This is a genomic window from Bradyrhizobium sp. AUGA SZCCT0160 (assembly GCF_018130105.1).
GTDB lineage: Bacteria > Pseudomonadota > Alphaproteobacteria > Rhizobiales > Xanthobacteraceae > Bradyrhizobium.
The window spans coordinates 1-12,467 of sequence record NZ_JAFCMD010000003.1 but is presented as its reverse complement, the minus strand read 5'-3'; the positions used below and the strand labels follow the sequence as shown (position 1 = coordinate 12,467).

General features: G+C 64.3%; 12 protein-coding genes. 5 read left to right on the top strand and 7 right to left on the bottom strand.

Annotation, left to right across the window (positions count from 1 at the left end; genetic code table 11):
- Window position 1: 1 nt before the first annotated feature.
- On the bottom strand, window positions 2-1,693 hold the full coding sequence (locus tag JQ558_RS06255; RefSeq protein WP_212293125.1) for a bifunctional diguanylate cyclase/phosphodiesterase: 1,692 nt from the start codon (window positions 1,691-1,693) through the stop codon (window positions 2-4).
- A 254-nt stretch (window positions 1,694-1,947) separates the two neighbouring features.
- On the opposite strand from JQ558_RS06255, the gene JQ558_RS06250 reads away from it, so the two are divergent.
- Window positions 1,948-2,235: a hypothetical protein gene (locus tag JQ558_RS06250; RefSeq protein WP_249128095.1), complete on the top strand. Its 288-nt coding sequence runs from the start codon at window positions 1,948-1,950 to the stop codon at window positions 2,233-2,235.
- 25 nt (window positions 2,236-2,260) lie between these two features.
- Here JQ558_RS06250 and JQ558_RS06245 read toward each other — a convergent pair whose 3' ends face one another.
- From JQ558_RS06245 to mtgA, 3 genes are all read right to left on the bottom strand, one after another.
- On the bottom strand, window positions 2,261-2,911 hold the full coding sequence (locus tag JQ558_RS06245) for a hypothetical protein (RefSeq protein ID WP_212274331.1): 651 nt from the start codon (window positions 2,909-2,911) through the stop codon (window positions 2,261-2,263).
- Window positions 2,912-3,055: 144 nt separating this feature from the next.
- Window positions 3,056-3,241 carry a 50S ribosomal protein L32 gene (gene rpmF / locus JQ558_RS06240; RefSeq protein WP_027540899.1) on the bottom strand — a complete coding sequence of 62 codons (186 nt, stop codon included), beginning with the start codon at window positions 3,239-3,241 and terminating at the stop codon, window positions 3,056-3,058.
- A 157-nt stretch (window positions 3,242-3,398) separates the two neighbouring features.
- On the bottom strand, window positions 3,399-4,076 hold the full coding sequence (mtgA, locus tag JQ558_RS06235) for a monofunctional biosynthetic peptidoglycan transglycosylase (RefSeq protein WP_212293124.1): 678 nt from the start codon (window positions 4,074-4,076) through the stop codon (window positions 3,399-3,401).
- Window positions 4,077-4,275: 199 nt separating this feature from the next.
- On the opposite strand from mtgA, the gene JQ558_RS06230 reads away from it, so the two are divergent.
- The gene (locus JQ558_RS06230) at window positions 4,276-5,196 is read left to right on the top strand and encodes a polyprenyl synthetase family protein (RefSeq protein WP_192736443.1); all 921 of its coding nucleotides are present in this window, start codon (window positions 4,276-4,278) and stop codon (window positions 5,194-5,196) included.
- A gap of 1 nt (window position 5,197) precedes the next feature.
- A complete protein-coding gene (locus tag JQ558_RS06225) occupies window positions 5,198-5,884 on the top strand; it encodes a DUF1345 domain-containing protein (RefSeq protein WP_212293123.1) in 687 nt (228 codons plus the stop codon).
- 67 nt (window positions 5,885-5,951) lie between these two features.
- Here the strand turns inward: JQ558_RS06225 and JQ558_RS06220 are convergent, their stop codons facing one another.
- Both JQ558_RS06220 and JQ558_RS06215 read right to left on the bottom strand, forming a co-directional pair.
- Window positions 5,952-7,760 carry a caspase family protein gene (locus tag JQ558_RS06220; RefSeq protein WP_212293122.1) on the bottom strand — a complete coding sequence of 603 codons (1,809 nt, stop codon included), beginning with the start codon at window positions 7,758-7,760 and terminating at the stop codon, window positions 5,952-5,954.
- Between the two features lie 206 nt (window positions 7,761-7,966).
- On the bottom strand, window positions 7,967-8,407 hold the full coding sequence (locus JQ558_RS06215; protein WP_212293121.1) for a GFA family protein: 441 nt from the start codon (window positions 8,405-8,407) through the stop codon (window positions 7,967-7,969).
- Window positions 8,408-8,508: 101 nt separating this feature from the next.
- Between JQ558_RS06215 and JQ558_RS06210 the strand changes: the two genes are divergently transcribed.
- A complete protein-coding gene (locus JQ558_RS06210) occupies window positions 8,509-8,883 on the top strand; it encodes a nuclear transport factor 2 family protein (RefSeq protein WP_211998201.1) in 375 nt (124 codons plus the stop codon).
- 69 nt (window positions 8,884-8,952) lie between these two features.
- Window positions 8,953-10,560, top strand: coding sequence for a Na+/H+ antiporter (locus JQ558_RS06205; RefSeq protein ID WP_212293120.1), 1,608 nt, complete (start codon window positions 8,953-8,955; stop codon window positions 10,558-10,560).
- Window positions 10,561-10,728: 168 nt separating this feature from the next.
- On the opposite strand, the gene JQ558_RS06200 is transcribed toward JQ558_RS06205, so the two are convergent.
- The gene (locus JQ558_RS06200) at window positions 10,729-12,069 is read right to left on the bottom strand and encodes a Rieske 2Fe-2S domain-containing protein (protein ID WP_212293119.1); all 1,341 of its coding nucleotides are present in this window, start codon (window positions 12,067-12,069) and stop codon (window positions 10,729-10,731) included.
- Window positions 12,070-12,467 lie beyond the last annotated feature (398 nt).

The following is a 12,467-nucleotide window of genomic DNA, read 5'->3' as shown; positions in this document are numbered from 1 at the left end:
TTCAACTCGCCGCCGGCAACACCGTCCCGGCCGGCACGGCCCACGGCCGCTCCGGCGAGGCGAGGCCGATCAGTCGGCCCTGGATGTAATCGCAACCCCATTCGCGCAGCATGACCGCGGACTCTTCGTCCTGCACCCATTCCGCCACCGTCTTGATCTGCAGCCGCCGCGCCAGGTCGATCAGCGTCTGTACGAAGGCGCGGTCATCGGCCGAGCGCGCGATGTTCTGCACGAAGGCGCCGTCGATCTTGACGATGTCGACGCCGAGCTTGCGCAGATTCCGGAACGAGGTGTAGCCGGCGCCGAAATCGTCGATCGCGATCCGGCTGCCGAAATTCTTCAAGCGGGTGACGAAGCCCCTGATGTCGTCGATATCCTGGATCGCCACGGTCTCGGTGATTTCCACGATCAGCCGTTCGGCCACGCCCGGATGCGCACGCATCAGGGATTCGATCGAGGCCGACCAGTCCGGATCCATCGTGGTGTCGGGTGAGATGTTGAGGCTGAGCTGCACGTTCGGTGACGCCGCGAGTTCGGCGACCGCGAGCTCCAGCACGCGGTGATCGACCAGCCGGATCAGGCCAAGTCGTTCCGCGACGGGGACGATATCCGGTGCCAGCAACGCCTGGCCGTTGGCCTGCTCCATCCGCACCAGGCATTCGTAGAACGTCGGCTGGCGCGAGCGCGCTTCGACCACCGGCTCGAACGCGGTCACGATCCGGCGCTCGTTCAGCGCGGTGACGATTTCGTCGGTGACGCGGATGTTGACGCGGCGCTGGGCGTCGCGCTCCACATTGGGCTTCCACAGCGAAAATGATCCGGCGCGGCGGCTCTTGGCGCCGTCCAGCGTTTCCTGGGCGCGGGTGACGGCCTCATCGGCGCTGCGGGCGTAACGTGGGATGCTGATCGCGCCGATCGACGCGGTCACCGACACCGGGCCGGACACGGTCGGCACCACCTCGTCGCGAATGCCGGCCAGAAACCGCTCGGCCGCGACATTGGTGTCGTCGACGGTGCAGTTACGCAGGATCAGCCCGAATTTGTTGCCGGAGAATCGCCCGAGCACGTCGCCGCCGCGCAGCCGCGCACGAATGCGTTTTCCGACTTCCGCGATCACGCCATCGGCGACATCGAAGCCGAAAGCATCGTTGACGCGCGCCAGATGGTCGATGCCAATCAGCATGAAGGTGCAGGACGAGCGGAAGCGCGCGGCTTCCTCAATCGCCTCGGCGAGCGCCGCGATCAAATGGGTGCGATTGAGTTCGCCGGTCAGCGGGTCGTGCCGCGAGAGCCGCACGAGCTGCTCATCGCGGGCGCGGCGCTCATTGTCGACGCGGACGACGCCTTGCGCGCGCGCCGGCTTGCCGTCGGCGCCGGCGAACCAGCAGCCGGTTTCCTCGATCCAGATCACGGGCGCGGAGGTCGAGGCCCGCACGCCATATTCGATCCGGTAGGCTGTGCCCTCGCCGCCGCGTGCCGGGGCCGTGTGACCCAGCGCGTCTGACCGGATCGACCCTTTCGGCTCGATCAGCTTGGCGAACGCGGCGCCGCTGGCCAGCGCTTCCGGGGCGATGTCGGTAAAGACGGAGGCGGCGTTATCGCTCCAGACGATGCTGTCGGCGGCGAGATCCCAGACGAAACTGGCCTGCCCGAGCGAAGCGAGGATGCTGGAGGCTTGCGGGACAGCGGACATCAAAGTCGCCTCGATTCGGGACAGCCCAAAGACAGGCCAAAGACAAGCAAGGTGATTCTGGCTAGCCTGAGGATAGTGGTTCTATCGAATCTGACGCTAGGCAAAGTTGATAAATAATCTGGAAACCACGTTTTGCGGCTGTCGCAAACCTTCGGGAACCAACCGCCACGTATCGGCATAGGCCTTGCGAGGAGCAGATCGAAGTAGGGTTTCACGTCCCAAAACGTGACAGTTTTAGCCGGTTGCGGTGTGCGATGCTGGATACCGAACGATCAGAAGATATCCTGGACGTAGACGTCTCCGACGCCGACGCGCCGGCCTGTGTCGCGCTCGTGCCGGTGACCCAACCGGTGCACTGGTCGCGGAAAGCGACCATGGCGCGACCCGACCCGACCTTTCTGACTCAACTGATCGCGACCGCCGACCAGGCCCCACAAACGCGCTGCATGCGACGTGCCTCGATCGAGGATGCGCAGGCGGCCTATGGCGCACACCCACAGGAACGCCGCAGCGTGGCACGGCGGACCCGGCAGGTCATCTGAGCAAGAAACCTGATCCGACGACCGGTCAGCGCGGCGGCTTGTCCGGGGACGGAGTCGTACCGCTACCCGGCTGTATCCCCGGCGAGGGGACTTCCGGCGAGGGGACCTCCGGCGAAGCCGCATGGGGCGCGACCGCAGGTGCGGGTGCCGGTTCCGGGCGATCCAGCAGCACTGATTCAGCGACCGATGCCGCGGGCGGCGCTGGCGCTTTTGCCGGCGCAGGCTCTGGCTTCGGCTCGGCCACTGGCGGCTCGGCCTCCGGTTCAGCTCTTCTGGTGCCCTTGGCGGACACCGCAGGCGCCACGACCGCACGCCGCCGCGTGCGCAAGGCAAGGCCGGACAGGAAGTCGACCAGCGCAAGCGACGTCAGCAGGAAATAGGTTGAGGTGCCGAACTTCGGCCACAGCACGAATTCGGCAGCGGCCGCGCCGAACACGATCAGCGACAGCAGATGGTCGGTGAGATATTTCGCGCCGGGACGCGCGCCTTTGATGACTTCGAACATCAACAGGAAGATGCCGACCGCGACCAGAACGTCGCTCAGCGTCACCTGCCATTCCACGCCCGACATCAGCATCAGCTTCAGCAGCGGCGTGCCGAAAGCGACTTCCGGCATCAGGAAGGCGATGATGTTGTAGATCGCGAGCGGAATCAGGAGTAGCGGAAATCCGACCATGGACATCGGCAAGGCCTTAACTAAAGGAAACTTGAACGCTCCTAAGGCGAAGCTTCACGCTTCGCCACCGGGAACCGTCTTACCCCATCCGTTGGCCGAATTCAGGCAGGCACGGCTGAACCGCCGCGCCAAGCCTGGGCCCGATCAGGATTCCTTCTTGGCCTTCAGAACCTGCCGGCCCTTGTACATGCCGGTCTTCAGGTCGAGGTGGTGCGGACGGCGCAATTCGCCCGAATCCTTGTCTTCGGCATAGGTCGGCTTCTTCAGGGCGTCCGCCGAGCGGCGCATGCCACGCCGCGAGGGCGATGTTTTTCTTCTGGGAACGGCCATAACGGTCCTCTAGGGGTGTTGTCGGAGGGCATCGTGCTAGGTAGCGGACCGCCCAGCGCTTCAAAGCACGGGCTGCGATGCCGATAAGGCCGCGCTTATAGAGGAAGGGATGACGTAAAGCTAGGCTTTGCCAGGGTTAAATCGGCCGAAAATTGGCTCAAAATGCACGATTTTCGCTCCAGCAGCGCTGCAAGGCCGCGGCATTCGCCCGGGCCATGTAGGTGCCGGCCAGACGCCGCACCCCGGGCCCGGGATTCCGGGCGCTGCGTCTGACCGGATTGGGCAGGATCGCCGCCAGCAGGGCCGCCTCGCGCGGCGACAGGGTCGCAGCCGAACGACCGAACGCGTATTGGGACCCTGCCTCGGCGCCGAACTGCCCGGAGGGGCCGAGTTCGGCGATATTGAGGTAGATCTCGAGAATCCGCTGCTTGGACAGCACCAGGTCGATCCACATCGCCAGCGGCAGCTCCAGCGCTTTGCGGACCACGCTGCGGCCCGGCCACAGGAACAGGTTCTTGGCCACCTGCTGGGTGATGGTGGAGCCGCCACCCGACACCTCGCCTTCCTCGTGATCCTCGATCGCATCCTGCAGCGCGCTCCAATCGACCCCGCGATGGCCGCAGAATTTGGCGTCCTCGGAGCCCACCACCGAACGCGGCAGCGCCGGCGAAATCGCCTTGAAATCGATCCATTGCCGCGACACCGGCGCGCCCTTGAGCCAGCGCCAGGCCATCAGCGTCGAGACCGGATGGCCGGTGCGATAGAACGGCGTCACCAGATACGGCAACAGCAGCAGCGCCAGCAAAATCAGCAATAAGATTCGGACAAAGCGCAAATTCGAATGCTTCCGGTTCAGCCCAGCCGGGTCGAGGATCGGTCAAGAGACCCCTTAATAGGTGACATCACCATGATATTTCGTGGGTTTTCCAGCGCTTTTAAGGCGTCTCAAGCCGGGAGGCGGAATTGACTGACGCCGTGCCATCAACGATTGTCCGGCAAAATTGACGACGAAATTGACCTGGAGCCATTCTTAAATGACGACCGCCACTGCCGATTTTACCAAACGATTGGATCAGACCGCCGAAGATACCGAGGCCCTGCTGGCCAAGCTGCTGTCGGATACGCTGTTATCAGACGAGATCGCGCGGCCGAAGCGGCTGATGGATGCGATGCGCTATTCAAGCCTCGGCGGCGGCAAGCGCCTGCGGCCGTTTCTGGTGGTCGAGAGCTCGGCCGTGTTCGGGGTTCCGCGCGACGCGGCGCTGCTCGCCGGCGCCGCGCTCGAATGCATCCACTGCTATTCACTGATCCATGACGATCTGCCGGCGATGGACAACAGCGACCTGCGCCGCGGCCGGCCGACGCTGCACAAGAAGACCGACGACGCCACCGCGATCCTCGCCGGCGACGGTTTGCTGACGCTGGCGTTCGACATCGTGACCCGCGACGAGATTCATTCGGATCCCACCGTGCGCCTGCTGCTGACCCGTGCGCTCGCTCGCGCCTCGGGGATCGGCGGCATGGTCGGTGGACAAATACTCGACCTCGCCGGCGAAGGCCGATTCGGCGACCGCGAGCCGGTCGACGTGGCGCGGCTGCAGCAGATGAAGACCGGCGCGCTGCTGCGCTATGGCTGCATCGCGGGCGCGATCCTCGGCCAGTCCACGCAACAGGAATATCAGGCGCTCGACGATTACGGCCGCGCGCTCGGCGAGGCGTTCCAGATCGCCGACGATCTGCTCGACGTCGAGGGCGACGCCGCCGCGCTCGGCAAGCCGGCCGGCGCCGATGCGGCGCTCGGCAAGACCACCTTCGTCACCCAGCTCGGCATCGACGGCGCCAAACAGCGCGTGCGCGATCTGCTGGCGCGCGCGGATTCCGCGCTGTCGATCTTCGGCGCCAAGGGTGACGTGCTGAAGGCCGCGTCGCGCTTCGTCGCCGATCGCAAGAGCTGACGTGCCATCGCAGAAGGAACTCGACGAGCTCGTCGACCGGTTCAGGAAAAAGCCGGTTCTGCTCCGTGTGGTCTATGGGCGGCCACGCACCTTCATCGCGATCGCAGTCGGTATCGTTGCGTTCTTCTCGCTGCCGGGCTCGCTAAGGCTGGTAACGCGGTTGCTGGTCAGCTGGGATATTTTCGTCGCGTTGTATCTGGTGCTGGTTTTCACCATGGTGTTTCGCAGCGGCATGGCGCACATCCGCCGCAACGCGGCGCTGCAGGACGACGGCCGCTTCCTGATCCTGCTGCTGACGGCGCTCGGCGCGTTTGCCAGCATCGCGGCCATCGTGTTCGAACTCGGTGCCTCCAACCGCAGCGCGCCGGGACTGGTGCTGGCGACGGTGACCATCGTTTTGTCATGGGCGGCGGTACACACCGCGTTCTCGCTGCACTACGCGCATGAATATTACCGCGGCGGCAAACCCGGCGGCCTGCAGTTTCCAAGCGGCGACCGGCATGAGGACGCCGATTACTGGGATTTCGTCTACTTCTCGTTCGTGATCGGGATGACCGCGCAGGTTTCCGATGTCGGGATCACCGACAAGATCATCCGCCGCACCGCTACCGTGCACGGCATCATCGCGTTCGTGTTCAATACCGCGCTGGTCGCGCTGATGGTCAATATCGCCGCGAGCGCGATCTAGACTCTTGTTTTGACGCGTTTTCTTCACGCGAACCGGTATCCACTTCGCTCGAAAACGCTATGTCGCGTCAGCGGCACACCTGGATATTGCCGCCGCTTGGATATGGGCCGCCCGCCTCAAACGTCCTGAACTCGACGCGGCAACCGGCGCTCGCGGAACGGCAGCCGGACTGATCGCATACGAGCTGGCCAGATGCCCGGCCGGATGCCTGAGGCGATCCTTGAGGCCTGGGCGCGCTGACCTCGGGCCGCGGCCGTTCCCGCACCGGACGCTCCGGGCGATCATCGGTATCGCGTTTGGCCACCGGCTTGTTGCCGCGGCGCTTTTCGCATTCATTGTCGTCGTTGAGCACCGAACCCTGGGCGCAAGTGATCCTGCTGCAGCGGTCGCCATCGGCCCTGAAACCATGTTCGCAGACCAGCGGACAGACGCGTGACGGTTTCAGCTTGATCGCATCCAGCGCGTCGACGCTGGCCACTTTGGCATCAAGCCTGGTCCCGGCGTAGCGGTTGAACAGCGTCAGCGAGCGCTGCGAAGCCGCGTTCCAGTCGCCATCGGCAGCGCCGGTCAGGCAGCCGACACGGCGCAGTTCGGCCTGCACCGATTTGGTGACGTCGGCCGGGGCCGATGCGGGGGGCAGGGCCGCGAGATTGACGGCCTTTTCCTTGACAGGTTGTTCCTTGGCGGGCGCGGGTGCTTCAGCCGCGAGGCGTTTCTGTTCGGCCGCCGTGGCCTGGTCCTGCGCAATCTGCTTGGCCTTTTCGGCGGCGATGCGCGCCTGCTCGGCCGCCCTGACATCGGCCTCGGCCTTCGACTGCTCCGATCGCTGGGCGCCTTCGGCGACGAGCCGCGCCCGCTCCTGCTCGGCCAGCCGCGCCTTCTCGGTGGCAGCGATGCGGATTTCCTCGGCGGCGATCTTGTCGAGCTGCAGCTTGGCGAGGCTGGCGTAGAAGCCGTCAGGATACTGCTTGAGGAAGGCATCGAGCGCGTTCTTGTTGCCGAGCTGAAGCGCCAGTTCGTAATCGCGGCGGGCTTCGGCCTGCGCGCTGAGTGCGGGCGCTGGCGCCGCTGCGGCGGGCGCCGGTTTGGCAGGGGCCGGCACCAGCGGCACGTCTTCGCCGCCCAGCGAACCATAGACAAACGGCTCCTGCCGGTTGCCGGTGGTCTTGAGCACTTCGTCGCGGACAAATCCGAACGCGCGGCGCACGTCGAGCCCCGGCGTCGCGATATGGCGCGACAGCGCTGCCGTGAACGGGCTGTTCTGGCCATCGCCATCGGCCGCGGTGAATCCGGCCTTGGCCGAATAGGCGATCAGCACGTTCGGGCTGCTCGGCTCCACCTTGGCCAGGCCCTGCCCGATCGCGCGCGAGGCAACCGTCCGCTTCATGGTCTTGGCAAACGGATTGTCCCGGCAGGCATCGAGAATGACGAGCCGCAATTTCTTGGCCGGCTCGATCGCGATCAGCACGCGATCCAGCGACAGGGCCTCGTCGTAAACGTCCGTATCGCGTTCCAGTTTTGCATCCACCGGAATCAGATAATTCGAGCCGTCCACCTCGATGCCATGGCCGGCGTAATAGACGACGGCGATGTCGGCGTCCCGGGCACGGTCGGCGAAGTCGCGCAGCGCGCGCCGGGTTTCGGCCGCGGGCAGATCGCGGCGGGAATCGACGACATCGAAGCCGGCCTCCTTCAGTGTCGCGGCGATCTTGGCGCTGTCGTTAACCGGATTGGCAAGCTGCGGGACATTCCTGTAGGCGGAGTTGCCAAGCACCAGGGCGACGCGCTTCTCGGCAAACGCCGGCTGGCACACCGCCAGCAGCGCCGCGGCGGCAAGCACCCATCGATGCAATTTTAGAGATCCAGACCTGATCATGACGCTTCCGGAGCCTCGCTCTTTCGCACCGGGTATACCTATCATGGGCATAGGGCCGGCTTTGTGAGTTGGGTCACGAACCGCATCGACCCGGATCGCGCCGGCATTTTACCGCCAATCCGGCAAACAGGCCACGGGTCCGCCCGTTGGCCGGTCGTGTTTGAGCCAGGCTCGTCCGGCCGGCCTCGTCCCGCCAATTGCTACGCCTATTCCGGGCGTTCAGCCCGGACAACGTGACCCTGGTACTGCGGCAAATCGTCGGTGATGGAGAACCAGGGCGCCTTGGAACCCACGAAGATGTGGGCGGACGGGCGGATCAAGGGAGCATCGACCAGCGTCCCCATCGCGACATGGACGAAGGCGCCATCGCGCACCACCGAATAGAGCAACGAGCCGCATCGCCGGCAGTGCGCGTTGTGACCGGCATCGTCGCCATGGATCATCACGATATCGTCACCCGCGGTGATACTGAGCCTGTCGCGCGCGATTCCGGCAAACGGCTTGAACGCCGAACCGGTGGTCCGCCGGCAATTCGAACAATGGCAATTGAAGGCATATTCGAATGAATCGGCCACGGCGTAATGCACCGCGCCGCAGAAGCATTCTCCGGCCAGAATGCGAGCATTCGAATTCGCTGAACCCGTCATGATTCAATTCCCTGCTGCGGTCTTGAACTCATCCATAGCGCAATGCATCTGTTCGTGGCTTACTTCAATTCGAACAATCCTGCATCCTGGGGAGGACTATTGTGAGCGAAGACCGATCGAGCGTCGAAGCCGTCGTCCAGAATTATTTCGACGGCCTGTATGAAGGCAATGCCGACAAGCTCGGCGCGATCTTCGATCCCACCGCCGATTTGCGCTGGGTGGAGAAGGGCGAATTGCAGGTGCTGACCGTGCCGGACTGGCTGGACCGCGTGCGCAAGCGCCCGTCGGCGAAGGCGGAAGGCAAGCCGCGCGAGGACTTCATCGTCACCATCGACCGCTCGGACGAGTCCACCGCCTTCATCAAGGTGCGCTGCCAGTTGCCGCCGCGTTACTTCACCGACTATCTGGTGGCGATGAAGCTCTCGGACGGCTGGAAGATCGTCTCAAAATCCTACCGCTACGATCTGCGCGAGTAGCCGTCTCCGTCCGCGGGTCGATCTGAACGGATTGACGTCCGAGGGGTTTCCCTGCGAATTGGGGAGATCATGGAGACCAAATTTCAGATCTTTTTGATCCTGCTCGCCGTGCTGGCCGGTACCGCCCTGCTGGCGCGGCGGGTCAATGTCGCGTCGGCGATCCTGATGATGCTCGTCGGTATCGCGCTCGCCTTCGTGCCGGGCATGCCGTCGATCGAACTGCCGCCGGAACTGGTGCTGGTGGTGGTGCTGCCGCCGCTGATCTATTCGGCCAGCGTCGCCATGAGCTGGCGCGAGTTCAAATTCAACCTCCGCCCAATCACGCTGCTGGCGGTCGGCTGCGTGATCTTCACCGCTTTCGCGGTCGCCGCCGCCACGCATTATCTGATCGGGCTGCCATGGACCGTCGGTTTCCTGCTGGGTGCCATCGTCGCACCGCCGGACGTGGTGGCGCCGCTGGCGATTGCCCGCAAGCTCGGCATGCCGCGCCGGATCCTGGTCGTGCTCGAGGGCGAGGGCCTGGTCAACGATGCGACCGCGTTGATCCTCTATCGCTTCGCGGTCGCGGCGATCCTCACCGGCATGTTCTCGCTGCCGAAAGCGACCGGCACGTTTGCTGTCATCGTCGTCGGCGAGTTGCTGTTCGGTCTTGCGGTGGGCTGGCTCAGCCTGCGCATGCGCCACCGCGCCCGCGATCCGCAGGTCGAGATCACGCTGTCGCTGATCACGCCCTACCTCGCCTTCTGGATTCCGCACCATCTCGGCGGTTCCGGCGTGATCGCGACCGTCGCGTGCGGGCTTTATATGAGCTGGAACGGGCCGCTGCTGATCTCATCGGCCACCCGCCTGCAGGGCATCTTCTTCTGGGACCTCGTGATCTATCTGGTCGAGGGCCTTCTGTTCCTGCTCACCGGCTTCCAGATGCGCTCGCTGTACGAGAAGTCGAAGGCGTTTCCGCTGGACGAGATCTTGTTCGCCACCGCGCTGGTCACGGTGATCGTGATCGTCGCGCGGTTCGCCTGGGTCTTTCCCGCCATCTATCTGCCGCGCCTCTTGAACCCGCGCCTGCGGGCGCGCGATCCCAGTCCTCCCTGGCGAAACACCTTCGTGATCGCCTTCACCGGCGTGCGCGGCGCGGTGTCGCTTGCCGCGGCGCTGGCACTGCCGCTTGCACTGCCGAATGGCGACGCGTTCCCGCATCGCGACCTGATCCTGTTCGTGTCCTTCGGCGTCATTTTCATCACCCTGGTCGGACTGGGGTCGGGCCTGCCGCTGGTGGTGCGCTGGCTCGGGCTGACGCAGGCCGGCCGCGACGAACACATCGCCGAGCACGAAGCCGAAATCGCGGCGCGGCGCGAGGCGCTCGATGCCGCGCTCAAATCGCTCGATGCCATCACCAACGACCGCGAATTGACCGACGAAGTCGTCAAGCTGCTCCGCGCACGGCACGAGTCCCGCACCAACCAGCTGCCCGATTCGTTCAATCCCGATGTGGACGACGCCTCGGCGGCCGGCACCGAACTGACGCGCGAATTGATCGCGACGGAACGGAAATTCATTCACGCCTTGCTGCGCGACGGCAAGATCACCGACGAGACCCGGCGCCGGATCGAGCGCGACCTCGATCTGGAGGAAGCGAGTTTGAGCAACCGGGAGTATCGAAGGATTCCGTTGTAGGCCCGCATCCATCCACACGTCGTCCCGGCCTTGAGCCGGGACCCATAACCACCGGCGATCATTGTTTTACACGCTGATCGTTGTCTTCCTTTGCTCACAACGCCGGCCGCGGCGGATGGGTCCCCCGATGCGCAATTGCGCATCTGAGCTCAAGGCCGGGACGACACGTCACTCCGCCGCAACATTCCGCCCCGAGCCACCGACGAACCCCGCCGGATCGCCGAAGCGCTCGATCATCACGGCGGTGAGGTCTTTCGTCTTGCTGGTGACGCAGGCGCCGGAGCGCACCGTGTAGCGGTCCTGATGCCGGGCATGCGGCGGCGCCTCGCCCTGCTGCAGGGCGCGGGCGGCCTCCATCACCAGTTTGCGGAAATGCATGATGCCCAAATCAGTCGGGCCGAGATGTTCTCGCGTCCGGTCGGCAATCGGGCCCTGGCTGTCCTGCACCGCGGCGTCCTGTTCGGAGACGCCCTTGATGCCGGTGTAGCTTTTGGTCTTCTGCAGCTTGCGGTCGATCAGATAGTCGTTGGCCTTGTTGCGCAGCGGAATGTAGTTCTCGTCGACTTCCGACATCACGCCGTTGCCGCGATCGTAGCCGTCGCGCTCGGCCTGCGTCAACGGACGCTCGGGATTCCACGCGTAAGTGTAGATCCAGCAACTGGTGTCGGTCACCGGAACGAAGCTTTGGCCAAAAATGTTCTCGCCCGGCATCGAGCTCGGCGCATAGGCATGCACCGGCATCAGGAACTGGGCGATGCGCCAATAGATGTTGTCGGACCCGGTGAGCCGCCCGCCGGCGACGGTCAGTCCGGCCGCGTGCGGGCTGATCTTGATCACCGGGCGCGGGTCCTCGGCGATCCAGCGCATGTGGTCGGTCGCAACGCGCGTCAGCGGGTTCACAAAATGCTTCTTGATGTCGAGGATCTCGTTCTCTTCTTTCTCGAAGCTGAGGTGCGCGAAGGTGAAATGCGCGGTGTCGATGGAGCCTTCGAGCGCCTGCACCCAGTTGCAGTCCTGCCATTTCTTGGTGACGTAGCGGTGCGAGGCCGGCACCAGCGCCATTTCCAGCGCGGGCAGTTCCGGCATCTGATCCGCCGGGCCCATATAGGCCCAGATCATCTCGCCCCATTCGCGCACCGGATAGGATTTGATCCTGATCAGGTCCTTGGCATTCAGATCGGGATAGGAGGTCGGCATGTCGACGCAGTTGCCATCGGTGTCGAACTTCCAGCCGTGATAGACGCAGCGGATGCCGCACTCCTCGTTGCGGCCGAGCCAGAGATTGGCGCCGCGGTGCGGACAATACTGATCGATAACGCCGACGACGCCTCTGGAGTCGCGGAAGGCGAGCAGCTCCTCGCCCATGACCATGATCTTCTTCGGGGTGCCATCGGCATCAGGCAGTTCCGCCGACAGCAGCACCGGCATCCAGAACCGGCGAAGCAACTCGCCCATTCCCGTTCCCGCACCGCTTTCGGTCAGGAACCTGTTGTCTTCGGCGCGGAGCATGGCGTGACCTCCGGAGTTTTGTTTATTGCTTTTGACAGAGATTGGCGCAGGTCAAACGAGGCGTCAACGTGGGTATTGAGTGGGTACAACGGTCGTCATCCCCGCGCAGGCGGGGATCCAGTACGCCGCGGCTTCTCGGTTCTATCATCAGCGCCTCTGGAATACTGGATCACCCGCATGCGCGGGTGATGACAGCTGAATGTGTGTTTACCTTCTCGCGACGCATTGCGCCCGAGCTTTGTCAGAAATTCCTTGCCCCGAAATGAGAGGGCGCAGGGAAGACCGGGTGCGCGCTGCACCCGCGGTCTCGTGTGCGATTTGCACTAAAAAAGCTGCACACGAGCATACAGGGCAGCGGAGAACACCCGGCCTTCCCTGCGCAATGGCTTTACGGCTTA

Excerpts from the sequence above, each read along its gene's own strand:
- JQ558_RS06230 (WP_192736443.1), top strand. The coding sequence starts at position 4,276 with ATGACGACCGCCACTGCCGATTTTACCAAACGATTGGATCAGACCGCC.
- JQ558_RS06245 (WP_212274331.1), bottom strand. The coding sequence starts at position 2,911 with ATGGTCGGATTTCCGCTACTCCTGATTCCGCTCGCGATCTACAACATC.
- JQ558_RS06220 (WP_212293122.1), bottom strand. The coding sequence starts at position 7,760 with ATGATCAGGTCTGGATCTCTAAAATTGCATCGATGGGTGCTTGCCGCC.
- JQ558_RS06250 (WP_249128095.1), top strand. The coding sequence starts at position 1,948 with ATGCTGGATACCGAACGATCAGAAGATATCCTGGACGTAGACGTCTCC.
- JQ558_RS06255 (WP_212293125.1), bottom strand. The coding sequence starts at position 1,693 with ATGTCCGCTGTCCCGCAAGCCTCCAGCATCCTCGCTTCGCTCGGGCAG.
- JQ558_RS06200 (WP_212293119.1), bottom strand. The coding sequence starts at position 12,069 with ATGCTCCGCGCCGAAGACAACAGGTTCCTGACCGAAAGCGGTGCGGGA.
- rpmF (WP_027540899.1), bottom strand. The coding sequence starts at position 3,241 with ATGGCCGTTCCCAGAAGAAAAACATCGCCCTCGCGGCGTGGCATGCGC.
- JQ558_RS06215 (WP_212293121.1), bottom strand. The coding sequence starts at position 8,407 with ATGACGGGTTCAGCGAATTCGAATGCTCGCATTCTGGCCGGAGAATGC.
- JQ558_RS06205 (WP_212293120.1), top strand. The coding sequence starts at position 8,953 with ATGGAGACCAAATTTCAGATCTTTTTGATCCTGCTCGCCGTGCTGGCC.